The 17,942-nt window shown below is 60.5% G+C and carries 11 protein-coding genes and 1 tRNA gene; 10 read left to right on the top strand and 2 right to left on the bottom strand.

Annotated elements, in window-relative coordinates; all coding sequences use genetic code 11:
* Nucleotides 1-46: 46 nt before the first annotated feature.
* The 7 genes from M5J09_RS06105 to M5J09_RS06135 are packed head-to-tail and all read left to right on the top strand — an operon-like array spanning nt 47 to nt 13,295.
* Nucleotides 47-3,715 carry a tubulin-like doman-containing protein gene (locus M5J09_RS06105; protein ID WP_042528878.1) on the top strand — a complete coding sequence of 1,223 codons (3,669 nt, stop codon included), beginning with the start codon at nt 47-49 and terminating at the stop codon, nt 3,713-3,715.
* Nucleotides 3,715-6,573 (top strand): hypothetical protein, encoded by a 2,859-nt coding sequence (locus tag M5J09_RS06110; RefSeq protein ID WP_257157296.1) that lies wholly within the window; start codon nt 3,715-3,717, stop codon nt 6,571-6,573. The genes M5J09_RS06105 and M5J09_RS06110 overlap by 1 nt, the downstream gene beginning before the upstream one ends.
* Before the next feature lie 24 nt (nt 6,574-6,597).
* Nucleotides 6,598-8,931 carry a hypothetical protein gene (locus M5J09_RS06115; protein ID WP_257157297.1) on the top strand — a complete coding sequence of 778 codons (2,334 nt, stop codon included), beginning with the start codon at nt 6,598-6,600 and terminating at the stop codon, nt 8,929-8,931.
* A gap of 2 nt (nt 8,932-8,933) precedes the next feature.
* Nucleotides 8,934-10,769: a hypothetical protein gene (locus M5J09_RS06120; protein WP_257157298.1), complete on the top strand. Its 1,836-nt coding sequence runs from the start codon at nt 8,934-8,936 to the stop codon at nt 10,767-10,769.
* Nucleotides 10,770-10,810: 41 nt separating this feature from the next.
* Entirely contained in the window at nt 10,811-11,773 is a 963-nt protein-coding gene (locus M5J09_RS06125; protein ID WP_070538428.1) for a hypothetical protein, read from the top strand.
* Entirely contained in the window at nt 11,770-12,780 is a 1,011-nt protein-coding gene (locus M5J09_RS06130; RefSeq protein WP_257157299.1) for a hypothetical protein, read from the top strand. Before M5J09_RS06125 ends, M5J09_RS06130 begins: the two co-directional genes overlap by 4 nt.
* A complete protein-coding gene (locus tag M5J09_RS06135; RefSeq protein ID WP_257157300.1) occupies nt 12,777-13,295 on the top strand; it encodes a hypothetical protein in 519 nt (172 codons plus the stop codon). The genes M5J09_RS06130 and M5J09_RS06135 overlap by 4 nt, the downstream gene beginning before the upstream one ends.
* Here M5J09_RS06135 and M5J09_RS06140 read toward each other — a convergent pair.
* Entirely contained in the window at nt 13,292-14,668 is a 1,377-nt protein-coding gene (locus M5J09_RS06140; protein ID WP_257157301.1) for a hypothetical protein, read from the bottom strand. The genes M5J09_RS06135 and M5J09_RS06140 overlap by 4 nt on opposite strands.
* Before the next feature lie 52 nt (nt 14,669-14,720).
* Between M5J09_RS06140 and gluQRS the strand changes: the two genes are divergently transcribed.
* From gluQRS to M5J09_RS06155, 3 genes are all read left to right on the top strand, one after another.
* Nucleotides 14,721-15,653 (top strand): tRNA glutamyl-Q(34) synthetase GluQRS, encoded by a 933-nt coding sequence (gluQRS, locus tag M5J09_RS06145; RefSeq protein ID WP_257157302.1) that lies wholly within the window; start codon nt 14,721-14,723, stop codon nt 15,651-15,653.
* A gap of 67 nt (nt 15,654-15,720) precedes the next feature.
* Nucleotides 15,721-17,292 (top strand): sodium:proton antiporter, encoded by a 1,572-nt coding sequence (locus M5J09_RS06150; protein ID WP_042528897.1) that lies wholly within the window; start codon nt 15,721-15,723, stop codon nt 17,290-17,292.
* 24 nt (nt 17,293-17,316) lie between these two features.
* The gene (locus tag M5J09_RS06155) at nt 17,317-17,652 is read left to right on the top strand and encodes a hypothetical protein (protein ID WP_257157303.1); all 336 of its coding nucleotides are present in this window, start codon (nt 17,317-17,319) and stop codon (nt 17,650-17,652) included.
* A gap of 51 nt (nt 17,653-17,703) precedes the next feature.
* Here M5J09_RS06155 and M5J09_RS06160 read toward each other — a convergent pair.
* Nucleotides 17,704-17,792: transfer RNA gene (locus tag M5J09_RS06160), tRNA-Ser, on the bottom strand.
* Nucleotides 17,793-17,942: the final 150 nt, after the last annotated feature.

Here is a 17,942-nt window from a genome sequence, read left to right on the forward strand (position 1 = left end):
ACCACACAACAGCACAGAAGCGAAGCCCTTCGAAAGGTAGTTAAAGATGAAGAAGTTCCTCGTCGTCGGTTGCGGTGGCTCCGGCGCCAAAACCCTGGCGTTCATGATGGACCAGCTCAAGGCTGAGCTGCGCAGTATTGACCCAGACATGACAGAGCTGCCCAAAGCATGGCAGTTCGTCAACATTGATGTGCCTCTCGAGGAGGAAGCTGGCCCGCAGAAACTGCCTAATGTCACCCAAAACGGCGGACAGTACGTCGGCATCGGTTCGCGTCAGAACTACAACACCTTTGATGAAGGCGTCTCCAGCATCCTTGGCCGCTCCGGCAAGCTCGGTGAAATTGCTACCTGGGCTACCCGTAACCCGTCCACCAATGATGTCAAGCTTGCGGACGGCGCCGGCCAGTACCGTGCCATCGGCCGTATGCTGACCTTGCCGCACCTCAAGGAGATTCGTCAGTCTCTCAAGGCGGCGGTGGATGAGATGTTCACCCAGGAAGCCATCCAGGAACTCAACCGCCTGAACTACAAGCAGACCAAGCTGGAGTCCGATACCGGTGACTCCGAGCCGGTTGTTCTCGTGGTGTCGTCCATGGCCGGTGGCGCCGGTGCTTCCATGTTCTTGGATGTGTGCCGCGTGCTCACCACTATCCCGAACGTGAATCCGCAGGGCACGCTCGTCTTCATGTACACCCCGGAGATTTTCTCCGATAACAAGGCTGATGACATGGCCGGCGCGTGGCCCAACTCCCTGGCCATGTTTGGTGAGGTCGTTGCAGCTCAGATGGGCAACTCTAGCGACCATGACCGTGCCATTTTTGAGGCCTTCGATATGGGCAATCCGCCGGAGGGGCAGACTTTCGGTCGTATTTTCCCGATTGGTTCCAAGATGGGCACCACCAGCGCTCGCTTCGGCGACGGATCCGCTATGTCCATCTACCGGGGCCTTGGCCGTGCACTCGCCGGTCTGATGGCCTCCACCAAGGCTAGCGACAACCTCGTGTCCTACGCGCTGACCAACACCCCGGCAGGTGACGGTGGTCGTCGCTTCTTCGGTTGGGACAGTCCCAGCGGCGGTACTCCATGGGGCCGTCTGCCTTGGGGTTCACTGGGGTATGCCCAGGTGTCCATGGGCCGCGACCGCTTTGCTGAGTATTCATCCCAGCGCCTCGCCCGTAGCGCCTTCGAGCGACTGTTTAACGGTCACCTCGACCCCCAGAATCCTGAGGCGGGCGAGATGCAGATTGCTAAGAAGCTCGAAGAGCGCCTTCCCAATGCCTTTAGCTCCATCACCCTTGACCCGTCTTGGGCACGGGGTGGTCAGATTGATAGTGGGAGCGTCTGGAACTGGCTCAACAGTGTTTTCGGTGGCCAAGCCCAGCAGGCCGCTGATACCGCCACCAAGTACCTGCAGAACTACATTCCGGTAGGCCAGGGACGCAACGTCAACGAGTGGCGTGAAGAGTTCGAGGGCAACCTGGCTGATCCCCGCAATGAGCAGGCCATCGCGTCCGTGCTCAACAACGCTGCCTATGACATCGTGTACCGCTACGCCAACTTCTTCACCGATAGCGTACTGGCCACCGTCGAAGGCGAGCTGGCTGCCGTCGGCGTGCCCTATGTACGCGAGATGCTCTCCAAGATCACGGATGTGCTTACGAACTCTGACCGCCTCATGCCGATTTTGGCGGAGTACTCCGGCTACTACCACAACACGCGAGTGCTCACGAAGCCGGAAGGCGCAGACCCCATCCTGAGCCCGCTGACCGGTAAGGGCCAGATGACAGATCCGACGCCTACGGTCAACGCGCTCATGGGTCTGTACTACAACCAGTTCTACAGCTACGCGCTGATGGCCATCGCGCACCTGTTGAAGGACGTCCTTCAGGATTACGCCGATGAGAACCTCTTCCATCTCAAGCGTGAACTGGGCGATGCCCACGCCGTGTTGGAGAAGGCAGTGTCCAAGCGTGCGGAAACCAACAAACTCGCCGATGTGCGCACGGATGAGGTCAACGCGTGGCCGACAGAGATTGATGAGGTTGTTGAATCCCGCTTCAAGGGATCTGAGAACGAAATCATGCTCACGGACGTCAACTCCTTCATCTTTGACTACAAGGACCAGATGCTGCGCACTGTCCAGGGCCAGCAGTCCACCGCGGATGTCACCAACTATGAGCAGGCCTATCCCTTCGCAGTACGCGCCGTTATTCGTGGCGAGTGGGAATCGCTCGATGCAGCTCAGGCTCCGCAGGACACACTGGCACCACAGAAGCGCACCAATGACGCCTATTCGAACCGCGCCGGCTGGGTATCCAAGTACCTGTCGCGCCACCCGCAGACTGGTGAATCCCGTGAATCCCAGCGTGCGCACTACCACGCCAAGATTCGCCCGACGGACCTGCTGGAGCGCTCCCGTCAGTGGATCAACCGCCGCGATTATGAGTTCCAGAAGTTTAACTCTGTGGATCTGCGCCGCTACCTCACCCTGACTCCGGACATCAATGAGGTTGAGCATGCAGAGCGCCAGCGCCGCTTCGTCGAGGCCTTCCAGCTGGCTCTGAGCTATGCCCGCCCGCTGGCAGCTGTCAACGATGACATGGTTCAGCGCATTCACGGCAAGTCAGTCCAGTACACCTATTCCTTCTCTGATATCCCGTTCGCCGAGCTTGGTTCGGCAGAGAACGGCATCGCGGCTCGGCTTGAGTCCGTGCTCAACCGCCCAGAGATTGATGGACCGTCGTCGGTAGCTTTGCGCAACTCGCTGAACATGTCGGATCACGTCCAGCACATCGAGATTTTCGGTTCTTACCCGAATTACTCGCCCATCGTCTTCTCTTCCATGTTCAACTACATTGCGAAGGACATTGAGAAGCAGGACAATTTCGATGGTTCCTGGTGGTCCGAGCGCCGTACCCGCCCGCTACCGGCAGCTTTGCCACTGACGAAAACGGAGCGTCAGGCGATGGTGGCCGGCTGGATCATCGGCCGCATTACCGGCCGCGTGTACATTTCCAACCCGGATGCCAGCAACGCCGCGGCCCACATTTTTGATGACACCGATGGCGGCGTGAATAACTGGGTAGACTTCCCGAATCCCATGCTCATTTCGCCGCGTCGCATGATCAAGAAGTCGGACTGGATGTCCTCGGTCCTTGAGTCCATCTTCATTGCCTACGCCAAGGTGCAGGAGAACGGCCCCCACGGTTTCGCATCCTCTCTGTACCCCTATCAGCTGCTACGCGGGCTGTTCGACGACGGCCTCGATTTTGCTCACTCCGGTGCCTCCACCCACCCGGTGGTTCGCCGGCTGGCAACGTTCTTGGCATCGGGCGAGGTGCCGAACCGTGGAACCGTGGGTACCTCCATTCAGGATCGCTACGACACCTTCGTGGCAGAGCTGGATAAGTTCGCCCGCGGCGCGGATCACTTCGTCCCCGGCCACAACAATGCTCTGCCGGGGCAGGGACGCACAGATAAGCCGTTCGCAGAGATTCGTTCCCGTGAGGTGGCATCAATGACGCCGTACTACCGTGACTTGGCGGAGGATGTCATTGTGATGATCCCGGTAATCCGCAACTATTTGGACCAGGCCAAGACCGTGGCGGAGAACCCTGTAGCGCAGCCGACCCCGCAGGTCCGCAGTTCCGAGTCTGGCTTAGGGAACACCACCGCACCGGAATTCAACCTCAACGATCTGGATGACACCTTCTAATGACGAACGTAATTATCTTCGGGCACGGCGCGACCGCGGATGACATCCGCTCGCGGCTCAGCGATCTGCGTGCCGTCGGTCTCCTGCAGGACTTCCTATGGATTGACTACGCGCACCCCACCAGCAGTGCGGTAGTGCGCTCCTTTACGGAGGAGGGCACCGCGCGCTTGTCGACGTTGGACGAGGCCCTCCGCAGCTTCACCGGCGATGTCCTCCTCGCCACCATTGATCCGATGGATGCGGACCAACCACAGGACGTCGATAAGCTCACGGCGTGGGTCAGTGCCGTTGACCAGCGCCTCATTCAGGCTTCGAACCTGCGCGTCCGCCTCTTGCTGTCAGCCCTGCCGGTAGAGAATGTGGATATCATGCCACTGCAGGGATGGAGCAACCTCGTGCTGTCCCCGGAAGAAGGTGGCACCCCGGCGTCTTCGCGGATTCGCCCCATTAAACGGACCAAGGACGGCTTTGAGCTCGCACGGTTCGCGGCACCTGCTGTGGCCAGCATCTTTGGCCTGTGGCGCGGTATGCCGGAGCCCGCTGTACTCGACCCAGATACTCACCGCGTTATCGAAACCGGTGACCGCCAGCGTTTCCGTCTCGTACGTGCGTTCCACCGCACCATTGATGCCAGTGATATTGAAGACAAGGTCAAAAAGGCTGTCTTCGATCCCACCCAGCGTCTGCCGCAGCCTCAGGTCAACAACATCTCGCGGGCTGTACACTACGCCAACCCGGAGCAGCTCACGGATCAGTGTGCGCAGATGTTCATTGACCAGGAGATTTCTCCACTGGTGAGCGCGCCTACCGCCTATGAGGAGCTGCAGTCCCACAAGGTGAGCGGCTGGGCAGCACTCAAGGATAACCTTCGCCTGTACTGGTCAACCGTTATTGGTAAGCCACAGGATTGGGTCGAAGGCCAGCGCGGCGCCATAAACAAGAACGCGGCCACCTTCCTGCAGAAGATGCTGTACGGCGAGAATTCCAGCGTCGAGGTCGTCTTGGCGGGGCACTCCGGCAAGGGTAGCGGTGCAACGAGTGTTGACGAGCTGCGCCAAGCCAGCGAGCATGCACTGCGTGTGGCTAAAGAGCAGCATTTCTCGCTGGGGCAGGAGCCGCAGTTATCGCGCACCTGGGAGGCCTACCACGATTTCGCGCTGGGACTGGTTGACGGTTCTTGGCGCGACAGCATTGATGTTCAGGGCCTACGCAATAACCAAGGCAACATGTACATCGTGCAGTACGGCGGGCAGTCGGTACAGGATGTCAGCGCTTCCTTCGAGGGCTTTCACCCGCTCATGACGAGCACATTGGGGTACACACATGAGTCACAGGCAACGGTGGCTCCTTTTGACCCAGTGGGTGCAGAGCGCTTTGCTGCTGATATCGAATACACCAGCCAGCAGACCCGCAACGAGGCCGTAAGCCGCAAGAAACACGAGTTTGCCTCGTGGCGGGCGAAGAACAGCACTACCTTCGCGTGGAAGGTGGGCCAAGGCCTCTGGGACACGGTGGGCCACGCCCAGCAGAAGTACCGCGAGGCCCATGCCAAGGCCCGTGAGCTCCAAGAACTGGCCAGCAGCTTCCAGGCCCGCGACTTCAACGCGGAGAACAAAGCTCTGACCAGGAAACTGCGCACAATGTGGATTGTGCTCTTCGTTGTCCTTGCCCTCATGACGTACATGGTGGCCGGCCGGTACAACCCGGATCTGCCACTAGGCGAGTACCTGCAATGGTTCGACTGGCCGTGGTACGTGGTGGGCCTCATTCTGGCGATTGTGCTGTTCCTTGTGTGCTCGTGGGCGGTGTTCACAAAAGCTCAGCGAGAGATCTTTGATTACGTGCAGCGCCGAAAACTGCTGAACCGTAATCAGGAGATTGCAGCCCAGAACCTGGCTACCGCCTCGGCAGAGATTTCACGCATTTCCAATGCCTATAACCAGTTCCTGAGCTGGTCGGCGCTATTGGGCCGCGCAATTTACGCGCCGTTTGGCCGCAAGGAAACTTCGAGCGATCATCTGCGTACACCGCAGTCTGGCCTCCCAGAGAACGCGCGCATTGCGCAGGCCGTGCTCAGCCGCGATGATGCGGTGCGCATGACCGATGAGATTCGCTCCTATATTTATCAGTCGGAGTGGGCGCACAAGTCCCTCAAGTCCTTGCTGGATGACATGAACGACACCTTTGAGCGCAACCGCACGGGCCACTCGGCTGTGGCGCTTAATGAGATGTGGGGCATGGCAGGCTTGGGCTCAAGCACCCCGCTGGATAATCTTTCACGCAGCCTGGATCACCCGTACATGAAAGATCGTGATGCGAAGCAGCAGGAGTGGCAGAAGGTCATCACGGATCCGCGTATGACGCGCAGCCTTCAGCAGTACCTGGGCCACGTGACCTTCCGCGAGGAAGGTGGCAGCCGTAGCCAGAGCACGAGCGAGTTCCTTGCCGGCATGAACCAGGACAAAGGTGCCTTGCAAGCCTTCAGCCCTAACGCGCTGACCAGTGCAGGCGGCGCCGAAGGGTTCACGGAGATTGATGGTGACCGCACCCGCATCGTTGAGGTAGATAGCCAGACGGCCCTGACCAGCCAGCTGTCACGCTCGGTCACGGTGGTGCAATACGGCAAGATCACCGATTTCAAGTACCTCATCCCTGATTCGGCATCCGGCGCGTACACCTTTGACAACCCGTCGGCTCTGTCCCTCGATGAGCTTGATGACACTAGCCACATGGGTTTCACCACACCATCCCAGTCCGATGCACAGGAGAACTCCCCATGGCAGCAGGGCTCGAACGCCAACCCAGTCTTTAGGCAGCCGGGTGCGCCGGACCTGTCGGACCTCGATGAAACCTTCTAAAGACCGCTGATCTAAGGAACGTTGATGACACACACCCCGAAACCTTCGATTAAGGATGTACCGCTCAGCGAGCTCACCACGCTGCATGAGCTCAAGCGCGTGAGCGCTGAGGACGTCCGCGCGGCCGTTTCAGCACCGTTTCGGCAGTTTGCTGAGCAGATCGCTGCTGCCTTCAATGGTGAAGAGGTAGAACACCCAGAGCTCAGCGCAGAGTCCCTCAACGCTGCTGCCGCGCAGGAGCGTGCTGCTCAGCAGGCAGCTGAGGAACGGGCGGCGGAGCGTTCAGCGGCACGTGATAAACAGCAGCACGTCACGGCGTCGCAGGCGCAGCCGCATAGTCAGCCTGATCCGCGCCCCGCGCCCGAAGCCCCCGCTGCAGCGGCTCCGCGTGACTTCTTCGCTGAGTGGGAGCAGCTGCAGGCTGAGGAGGAACAAAAGACTCAAGTCAACGAAGAGGATTACATCACCATTCCGGGCTTCGGAATCCGCGCGGAATACCAGTACCGCCAGGATCCGAACTGGGTAGCCCCCGGTATTGATGTCGAGGTGGAGGTCCCTGAGAACACCGACACCGGGGAAGAATCTAGCGAAGACTTTAGCTATGGCGTCGAACCGGAGCCGGAGGAGGACACTGACCAGCGCCACCCCGTGCGCCTGTGGTGGCCGGAGCTTGAGCATGAGCCGAATGAGGTCGTGTTTTACCGTGTTGTGGCGGACGATTCTGAGATGGTCGCGTCCCCAGATGCCGGCGACACGCTGGTCTACACCAAGGGAACGGCCTACCGTGACCACAACCCGGGGGAAGCTGGCCTGCGCCACTACGCGGTGTGGGCTTATAAGGGGACGGACCTGCGGGAACTAGTCCACAGTCAGCCGGTTTTCATGGGTGATACCGCCGTAGTTTTCCCACCGGTCAACGTTCAGGTCTCGACCATCAAGGGCGCTGTACAGGTTTCCTGGGACCTGCTGCCGGGGCACACCAGCGCCATGGTCTATGCCTGCCGCGATACCGAGAAGGAGCCCCTTTCACCGCGCTTCGAGCAGGATGTGGACAGCTCTGGGCGCAAGGCCACCATCCCCGTGCAGGAGGCAGGTCAGACTATTGTCATCTCTTTGCTGGGCCAAGCAGAGTTCCATGGCGCTACCGAGCAAAGCCAAGATGAGGTTGCGGTGCAGCGCTCCGTGAAGCTAGCCAGTGAGTTGGAAAAGCTGGAGCTTTCGCGCTGCGAGCGCCGCAGCGAGTACGGGCAGGATTCGATCGAGGTGGACTGGTACTCGCCCAAGACTGGTGAAGTGAAGATTTACCTTACGCCCACCGCACCGCAGGCAGACCTGCGTACCTCGGCAGTACCAAAGACATACGTCGAAAGTGCGCTGTCGAGTGCGATCAGTGAGACCCGTGGCGTGTCCGAGGCCGGTTCCTTCCAAACCACCACGGTGCCATGGCCACCAGACTGGTACGAGGTGTACATCACCCCAGTGAACTTCAACGATGCCGATGCTTGGGTTGGTGAATCCAAGGTATTGCAGCGCGTGCAGTCCATTGGGGACGACCAGTTCCGCCTTATTGAACGTGTGGACAGCCAGCTCATCACCTTTGACTGGCCAAAGGGAGCGACGGCGGTTGAATACTCCACCAACCGCGAACATGACCAGATCCGCGAAGAGGACTATGACCTGCAAGGCGGCATCCGCATGCGCCTGGATCAGCATGGCGATACGGTACGTCTTAAGCCCTATGCAGTGTTTGCGGGTAAGCGTACCGAGGGCGATGAGCGCGTCATTCAGTATGAGGGCCTACGCCCGGTGACCTACGACTTTGAATTTGATGAGTCCAACAGCCAGGTGCAGGTGTACCTGTGGAGCCTGGGCAACGGTGACAAGCGCCAGTTCTCCTGTCAGGTGGTGTACCGCGCCGATCGCCTCCCTCTCTTCCCCGAAGACGGTGAGGCGCTCGGCATCGTCGAGACCAACCTGCAGAACACCACTCACGTAGCGCAGGGCTTGGGCCCCGTACGCGGCCAGTACCCCGACTTCACGGTTTCCTTGGGGCAGTACTCACAGCGAGGAGGATTCATTCGCCTCTTCGCGGTCGAGGGCTTCGATGCTCACGTTGATTCTTCCTTTGGCAGCTTCGGTGGTGAGGATGCTTTCAGCGGATTCGCTGAGAGCTACAGCGAGGCATCACCGACGCTCAGCGCATCGGATAAGGCAGTGGTGGTGGAAAAAGATGTGTCCTACAAGCTGATGTTCTATGCCGCCAGCCAGAGCAACAATCAGCAGTACACAAACCAGCAGCCTCCGTACAACTACGACCAGAATTATGGTCAGGACCAGTACTTCCAAGGAGGCCACTAATCATGGGCGGTGCATTTAGCTACGCGTCTTTCTCCCGCGCACATGGCCGCTCCGGTGGTTGGGGAGTGGGCCAGAAGGTCGGCGACCTTACCCAGGAAGAGCTGGCTGAACTCGTTTCCTTCGTGCCCACCACGCTCAACAACGGCACTTCAATTCCGGATTTTCCCTCGGCTCAGCAGCGTGCCGAGCTTGTGCGGCGTACCGCGGTTTTTGCGCTCACTCCGGAAGCAGACAAGTGGGTGACCATGGTGTCGGTTCCGGCTGGCCTCGATGCCACGGGACGCGGGGGTAACGTGTTTACCTACACCAGCATTACCCGGACGGGTACCCCGCCGGTGCCTTCGACGGTTTTGTATTCCCCGGATATTCCTGCCCCTTTTTCTATCTATGAGGTGGACAAGGTACAGATTCCAGAGAGCATTTCGGCGCGTGGTCCGCTGCATTCGGATGTGTTGCTGGATGAATTCCTCGAGGGGGAGTTCCGTCAGCCGGAGAAGCTTCCCGCGCCATTTAAATCCGTGACCCCGAATCCGAATCCCACGTTTAACCACGCGCTTGTGTCCGCGATGGCGACCGTGCTCAATTCCCGCAATGGACTTGTCATTCTCGTTGCGCCGGATAATCAAGCGGCATTATGGATTGCTGCCACTGCACGCGAAGTGGGGGAGGACGGCTTTGGGTTCTCCACCTTCGAAAGAGCTGCGGCCATCAATGAGTTTCCGTTGAGCACCTCCACGATGATCGTTGTGCCGCCGAGTGAGAAGCAGCGCCTTGCGGATACCGCCATACCCGGGAACCCAGTGGTGTTCGCTGTGGATGAGGCCCTCCCAGACGTCAGCGCTTTTGAACGCCCTACTCAGGAGAGCGAACTGAGTGATCCTTCCCAGTACACGTCGGAATCGTCGTCTCTGCATGAGGAGTCGGAAGCCAGCTCGCTGTCCACTGGCGGTGCCGGTACGGCGGATTGGACCGCGGGGAACACTGCTGGTGAAGGCACTGATACGCAATCAAATTTTGGTGACCCGTGGGCTGCTGACGGCGCAGCGGAGTTTGGTTCCCCCGCTTCTGACGCCTCACCCTTCGCCGCCGTCGATGGTACTTCTTCACCTTTCCCACCCAACCCCTTGGATGCGCCGAATCCCCTGGGTAGTCAGCACTCGTCGGAGGGACTTGAATCCCCTGTGCAGCGCGACACCGCACTGGCGGCAACTGAGGATGACGGGCTGCCGTTGAATGCTGCATCGGGCAATCCCTTTGCGGTGGGAGGGGTGCCGCCAAGCACTGCGTCTTCTGACACCTCGGCCCAACCACCGGCCACGCCTTCCACATCGGCAGCCGCGCACGGTGGGCAGACGGCATCCGAAAGGAAGCTTCCCAGCACAAATGCGGTTGTTCCCGCCTTGAGCGCAGAGGAGCACCAGAAGCTTGTTGCCTTTGATGCGCGGTGGTGGATTGAATACCTCGATGTCCACCGCGGGCGTTCTATCCAATTGGCCTACTTGGACAAGACCGCGTTGGGGGATGGGTTGGACAAGCTGCTCATGTCAGCGGTTATCGCCTCGTGGGTTTTCTACTTCCCCCGAGACTTTGAGCTGCTTGCGGCCGATGCCTTGCGGCCGTGGGAAAACCGGGATCTTGAGCACATTGCGAACCTCACCGCAGACCATTTCGTGGGCACGTTCCGCCTTGACCAGTGCGATCGGCATGTCACCGGCCGTGTCGCAATGGTGCTCGATGAAGTCCAGAGAATGCTCGCTGAGCGCGCAGAACGAGCCCAGCAACACCAGGCAGGCTGGCAGAATCAGGACTCTGGCCGGGGTAGAGGCTATGGATTTTAGGCAACACACGATAGGCAAGATAAAAGAAGGTAAGAAGCGTCATGGCTAAATACACACTGCGGGACGGCGAGTCCCGCCGCATCGGCTCAGACGGCATCCTGCGCGTCGAGGCCTTCGAGATGGGCACCGGGGGTGCCTCAATGGAGCTGGCCATCGTGGGCGAGGGCGTCGATGCCGTGCGCGTGCACGACCTCTCCCTCATGGTTCATTCCCTTCCCGAACGCGCCACCATTGTGGTGCAGCCCAAGCGTGGCGGCACCTTTGGTCAGCGCAGCGAGGTACGCCTTACGGTGAGCAACGCGGGCGATTCGGTGACTTTCCCGCGTGTGCTTATCGACGCCGCCGAGGACTCCCCCGAGCGCCTCGCCGAAGTCACCCCGGAGTCTGGTAGCTACCGCCTTGATGCCTTCGGTACGAGCGAAGGGGCCGGCATTACAGATTCTGCCCGCGAGGTGCGTTCCAAGATGCGCCGCGCGGAACTGGACGTGTCCGGGCTGGATGACGTCACCGTTATCGTTGATGGTTCCGCCTCCATGCAGGTCAACGTTAATGCGAAGATCATTGACGCTGCGGCCAAGTACATTGATGCGCTGTCGGATGCGTTTAAGCGTTTCCGCGCCACCGATGGCCAGGACAGCATCCAGACGCACAAGGTGGATGAGCTGAGCCGCTTCATCAGCGGGGTTATTAGCAACGGCGCCGAGCGCGTAGGCCAGCGTCCGTGGCGCGGACCTAGTATTGCGTCCTCAACGTCGCTGGCCATCTACGTCACTGATTCCCCGGTGGCGTCCATGCTCACCACGGGTGTTCCTACAGTCGTGCTCATTACGAGCGCTATAGGCCGCCAGGAACTCGAGCTCGCCCGCATCAACGGAACGCCGCGCCAGGTGGCTTTTGCGGTCATCGATGAGGACGTGGCGAAGCAGCTGGAAACCGGAGCAAACACCGAGCTTTCTGAGCTCACCGACCGCGTTACCGCCATGCTGAAGGAGAGGAATTCATGATCCAGGCACGTTGTCCGTGGACGTTCAAACCGCTCGAGGCGGGCGTGACCGTTAGCCCGTACACCAACCGTGAACTGCCCGAAGGCTGGACCGATGCGGTCACTCACTGCGTTGCAATGGCCGGTGCGCGAAACTCCGGTAAGTCGCTCTACACCGCGGTGATGATTAAGCAGCTCAAGCAGCTGGCGCACAAGCACGATAGGTCTGTGCAGCCGGCGGATGCCTCGACGCGTGAGCGCTACGAGGAGGTCTATGAGAAGCCGCTCTTTGAAGAGATGCGCGCTATGGACCCCACACCGAGTGCCGTGGCGACGGATGCCTACCAGCGCGATCCGCTCATTTTTGAGCTCGGTGTCTGGCCGGATCAGCAGGGCACCCCGCGTATGAACTACCTCGTCTTCCGCGATGTCGCAGGCGAGGACCTTGAGAACCCACCGGAGAATGAGGCAGACCGCGAGAATCTTGCTTTCTTTTCCCACGCAGACCTGGTGATTTTCCTCTTTGACCCCCTGCGCGTGAAGCAGATTCAGGATTTCATCCACGGACTAATCCCCAACATCGGTGAGTTGGGAGCGGATTCCCTGCGCGTGCTGGATAACCTCCTTGATCTGCTCGAGTCAGATACCCCTCCGCCGCTAGCCGTGACCATTTCCAAGTTCGATACCGTGCAAAAACTTGAGCAGGTGGATGACGTGCGGTGGAAGAAGCTCATGTCCAACCGCGGCGCCGCATTCCGCCGTGATACAGGCTGGAATTACAACGACGCGGACCGCTACATGGTGCACCAGGAAGCCGAGTCGCTGCTTCGCTTCCTCGGCGCGAACGACCTCATCAACAAGCTGTACTCGGCAGGCACAGACGAGGGAAGCTTCTTCGTCGTGTCCGCGTTGGGTGAGGCGCCGACGGGCCGCCAGCTGGCGCGCAGCGGTATTGCCCCGTACCGTGTGCTGGACCCGATTCGGTGGTTGCTGAGCCGTCGTGGCGTGTTTGTGCAGGACGTGTCATGACTTTCGGCACGCCCCAACCTGCTGCTCCGCAGCCACAGCATCCATCGCAGCCACAGCATCCATCGCAGCCACAGCCTGCCCGGGATTATCGCTATGGGCAGGTCAGCGACTCTGCCCGGGAAACCCGCCGGGCGGCTGATATGAAGGCCCAGTGGGCGCCCTGGCCGCTGAAAATTGCAGCAATCATCGAGTTGTTCATCAGCAGCTATGCGGTGTTCACCATCTGCCGGCTCGTCGCTTTTGAGAACAGTCCCGCGGCGGTCACCCGCATGGATCAGCTATCCACCGAGTTCGGTGTGCTGTTGGGCCTGCTGGTGCTGCTCGTATGTGTGCTGACCGCCTACGTGGTGCATGCCCAGCAGGCAGCGCGCATTGCGCTTACCGTCATCAGCGCAGTTCTGGTGCTGCTCATCCCGGTGGATTCGGTTATGCCCGTGTCCATTGCCTCAGCGGTGGTCATCGTGCTGCTGTGGCTTCCGACGAACCGGCAGTGGTTCGGCGGGGTGAAGAACTAGGCCTTCTTGCGTAGCTCGTCGAGCGCGCGGGAATTGCCGGCAGCGTCGAACAAGTTATAAGCAAGGTGGTACATGCTCCGCGCACGGTCGGCCACGTTTCCGGCGGCGTAGCGGTCACCGAGGAGCTCAGCCACCTCCGCGAGAGCACTCTGTTCCGACGGCGTGGTGGCCTCGGCGGCCGTGTGCTTCTCCAAGAAATCGAGCAAGACCTGCGTGGACTTAAACATGTCCTGAGCTTGGGTGCGTAGGCTCTCGGAGTAGAGCACCGTCCACTTGGCGGACACCGGAAGATTCTGCAGCTTGGTGGAATCCACGTAGCGCGAAGCCAAAATGTCGTAGGCCTCCCTGGGATCGCGGTGGCGGACATCGAGAACCACAGTCTTCAGGATGGACTGCAGTTCACCTTCGAGATCCCCGTAACGGCTGTATTCGCGGGCGGCCGCTTCGAAGCATGCCACGCGTTGCGCTGTGTTATCCCCCGAATTGGCGGCAGCATCGCTGTAGAAGCGCGCCAACATGGAGGAGGGAAGCTGCTTGTAGTCCGCCTCGCTGCGAGCATTGGACAAGATAGCAAAGGATTGCGTGGCCACGCGGGAGCAGTCCGCAGTCGAATCGGAGGCCCACAGGGCACCGACGGCGGACTCGAGGATGACCGAGAGGGCATCACCAAGCGATGTGCCAGAGCCATTAAACGCCCCAGACGCCACCGCGTCATTGATGGCCACAAAGTCGGCGGCGTGGGCTTTGGCGTCGCCGCTTTTGGCGGCATCGAGAACCGCGCGGAGCTCGGCGAGCGAAGGCTGGGCGGACGAGGAACCGGAGTGCGCCTTCTCGGCGGGTGCGGAGGGCGCTGCCGCTTGGGGCGTTGAGGTACGCGCGGATGCGGAGTCAGCGGGGGAGGAAGACGCAGATTCAGAAAAGTCCTTGTGGCTGGCTGCGGTTTGTGCGGCGGCTAGTTCATCGAGCACGGAGCGGTCCCCCGCAGCGGCGGCCCTGGTGGCAAACTTCTCGGCTTCCTCCGGGAAACCGTTGTCCAACCAGGCGCGTGCAACGCGGGCATAGCCGGTAGCCACGAGGTCCGGCTGACCGGTCAGCGCACCAAGGGCAGCAATGGTGAAGGAATCATTGGCGTTCTCAATGGTGCCTGCAGCTTGACGCAGTATTTCGCGGGCCTCAAGGTACTGGGCGGCTGGGCGGGCGTCCTCAGCACTGCCCAGGAAGGAATCCTCTGGGAGGACGCGGCTAATCTGCTTCTCAATATTGGCGGATTCCACCGTGGGCAACGTCAGCCCAGGGCTCTGGGAGCGTGCATAGGCCAGCATGCGTTCAGCGTCGGCGGAATCAAGCAGGGGATAGGTCACGTCAGAAGCCATGGGGGCGATTCTAGTAGAGGACGTCGCCACGCGCGGGCCTTAGACTGGGGCCATGGATTCTCTCACTCCTGCCGGACGCTATGCGCCGAGCCCGTCTGGTGATCTTCACCTGGGTAACCTCCGTACTGCACTCCTGGCATGGGTTTATGCACGCAGCAGTGACCGCCGTTTCCTGGTGCGTGTGGAGGATATTGACACGCAGCGCTCATCCCGGGAATCCGCCCAGCGCCAGCTAGAGGACTTGGAGACCTTGGGGCTGGACTGGGACGGCGAGGTCATCTACCAGCACGATCGCTACGCCGCCTATGAGGAGGCCCTGGCTCAGCTGCCCACCTTCGAGTGCTACTGCTCGCGCAAGGACATTCAGGAGGCCTCCCGCGCGCCGCACGCCATCCCGGGGCAGTACCCAGGGACGTGCCGGGCGCTTTCCGACGACCAACGCGCCGCCAAACGCGCCGAACTCGCCGCCCAGAACCGCGTTCCCGCCATCCGCTTGCGTGCCGATACCACCACCTACACCATCCACGATGCCCTTGCGGGTGAGTACACCGGCGAGGTTGATGACTTCATCCTGCGCCGCGGCGGCCAGCGCCCATCCGACCCTGCACAGGGCATGGACTGGGCCTATAACTTGGCCGTGGTGGTCGATGATGCCTTTCAAGGTGTAGATCAGATTGTGCGCGGCGACGATCTGCTCTCCTCTGCCCCACGCCAGGCTTACCTCGCGCACAAGCTGGGCTATGCGGTGCCGGAGTTTGTTCACGTGCCGCTCGTTCTTAACGCCGACGGTGTGCGCCTATCCAAACGCGATGGGGCGGTGACCCTGCGCCAGCTGCTCGAGGAGCCGGGACGGGGGAGGGGGGACGTCGTCAAGCTCCTGGCTCGCTCATTGGGCTATGAGGCAACGTCAGCGGCTGAACTCCTGGAGAGATTCCGGCCGGAATCTCTCAGCCGTGAGGCCTTCGTATGGGATGGAACTGTGTAGCTCCCTTTTCTCCTGCACAGCGGTACTCTAAGAACATACAAACCTGCAACGGGGAGTGAAGCGCACTATGGAAGTTTTATTTGTCCTCATCGGTCTGATGCTGCTGACCGTCATTGTCATGGCGGTGGGGGACAAAATTGGACTTCCCTGGCCGGTGTTGCTCACGCTCCTCACGGCGATTTCTGTCTTTGTGTACGCCACATTCTCGAGTGGTGAGTTCGAGTTCGCTGTGCCCGCGGATCTTATCCTTCCAATCTTTTTGCCGCCGCTGTTGTGGGCTCTGGCAAGGAAGACATCGTGGGGCGTGATTCGGGAACAGTGGATGACCATCCTTGCTCTCTCCGTGCTGCTCGTCGTGGCCACAACACTGGCCGTTGGATTCACTGCCTGGGCCTTCATGCCGGGCCTGGGAATCGCCGCAGCCATCCTCATTGGTGCAGCGATTGCCCCGCCGGACCCGGTGGCCGTGGAGGCAGTGGCAGAACCCGCCGGTATTCCCCGCCGTATCATCTCGGTGCTGCAGGTTGAGGGCCTGTTTAATGATGCCGCGTCCATCGTGGCCTTTCACCTCGCCCTTGAGGCCGTGACGAGCTCTGGGCAGATGCATGCCGGTCAGGCGGTTATGCGCTTCCTCTACTCGGCGGCCGTCGCTGCCATCCTGGGCCTTGTGGTGGGCCGTGTGTCCTCCTGGTTCATCGGTGCGGTGCACGAGGTCGTCGCCCGCAACGCGTTGACCTGGGTGATTCCCTTCGCCGTCTATATCGCAGCCGAGGAGCTTGGCGCCTCTGGCGTGATTGCCGTGGTGATCGCTGCGGTGGAGCTGCATTCCCGTGCCCCGGTTCAGGCCGAGGACCGACTCTCCGGTCAGTCCTTCTGGGAAACAGTTGAGCTGCTCTTTACTGGTGTGGCCTTTGGCCTTATCGGCCTGACGGTCTTCAGCGCGGTTGATGCCGTGGGCGCGGATCTGTGGCACGCAGTCATCGTCGGAGTCATCCTGTCCCTCGTGGCTTTCCTTGTGCGCATGGCCTGGATGTATACCTTCTACCTCATCAACCGGCGCCGGGGTAAGCCGCGTTTGGCGCCACTGCGCCGTCAAGAGGTGCTCGTCATGTCGTGGTCCGGCATGCGCGGACTGGTCACCCTGGCGCTGGTTCTGTCCGTGCCGAGCGGCTTGAGCTTCTACAACGAGTTGACCGTCATCGCCCTTGTCGTGCTGCTCATGACCATGGTGATCCCCGGCCTGCTCCTGCCCTGGCTCATGCGCCAGCTGGACATCACCACCTACTCGCAGGCCGCCACCGATAAGATGCGGGCCACGATTACCTCCCGTGCTCGTAAGGCAGGCATTGCCGCGATGCGTTCCAAGTATGAGGAACTGGACCCCGACATCGCCGCCAATATTGCGCAGTGGTTTGAGGACCGGCTCGGTGAGGACGAGGATGGCGAGGATGCCACGACCCGCATGAAGATGGCTATTGAGGCTCGTGAATTGGCCTTGGCTGCGCGCACGACCGCCTTGGCCGGCGCACAGCAGGAATTGCTGCGACTGCGCCGCGATAGGGAGTTCAATCCCATGATTGTGGACGAAGTGCTTGTCGACGTCGACCGTATGTCCCTCGGCGCCAAAAAGCGCGGCTGATGCGGCAGCGAAAGGAGAGCAACAATGGACGCTTGTGAGTATGCCCAGCTGGAGGACGGCTTGGACTACCTTTACGCCTTCTTTGATGAGGACCTTGAAGAACGCGTACGCGCCGGGCGTGAACTCCTCCCGGAGGGCATGGAAGACATCCTGGGGGACCATACCTTGGAGGACTTTGTCTGGTTGTGGATCAAGGAACCCGGTCCCAATGGTTTCCGCCACTATCTTCGTGATGGCGGTTATGACGAGTCAGAAATCTCCGAGGCTTTTCTCCTCGCCCGCACGGAGTGGGGCATGAACACGCCGCCGCATGTGGAGTGGCTCAGGGAGGACGGCGTCGAGGTCCCGGAGTTTCCCTGAGATGCGAAGAATCCCGGCTCACAGCTCGGAGGCTGTGGCCGGGATGTCCACTGGCGGAGGATAGGGGATTTGAACCCCTGAGGGATGTGACTCCCGCACGCGTTCCAGGCGTGTGACATAGGCCGCTAGTCGAATCCTCCGCTGGAAAACATTACATGAGCCCCCTAATGAAGCAAAATCGCCTGGTCAGTGCGAAAATTGGTGTCCTCTTGGGTGGCGGACTGTGGATCGCGGTTCCTTCGTGGGGGCGCTGAGTGGTGCGGTGTGGGGCGGGCGAGGGTGACGGGCTG

It is taken from the genome of Corynebacterium sp. BF-R-2, assembly GCF_024586525.1.
GTDB classification, from domain to species: domain Bacteria; phylum Actinomycetota; class Actinomycetes; order Mycobacteriales; family Mycobacteriaceae; genus Corynebacterium; species Corynebacterium singulare.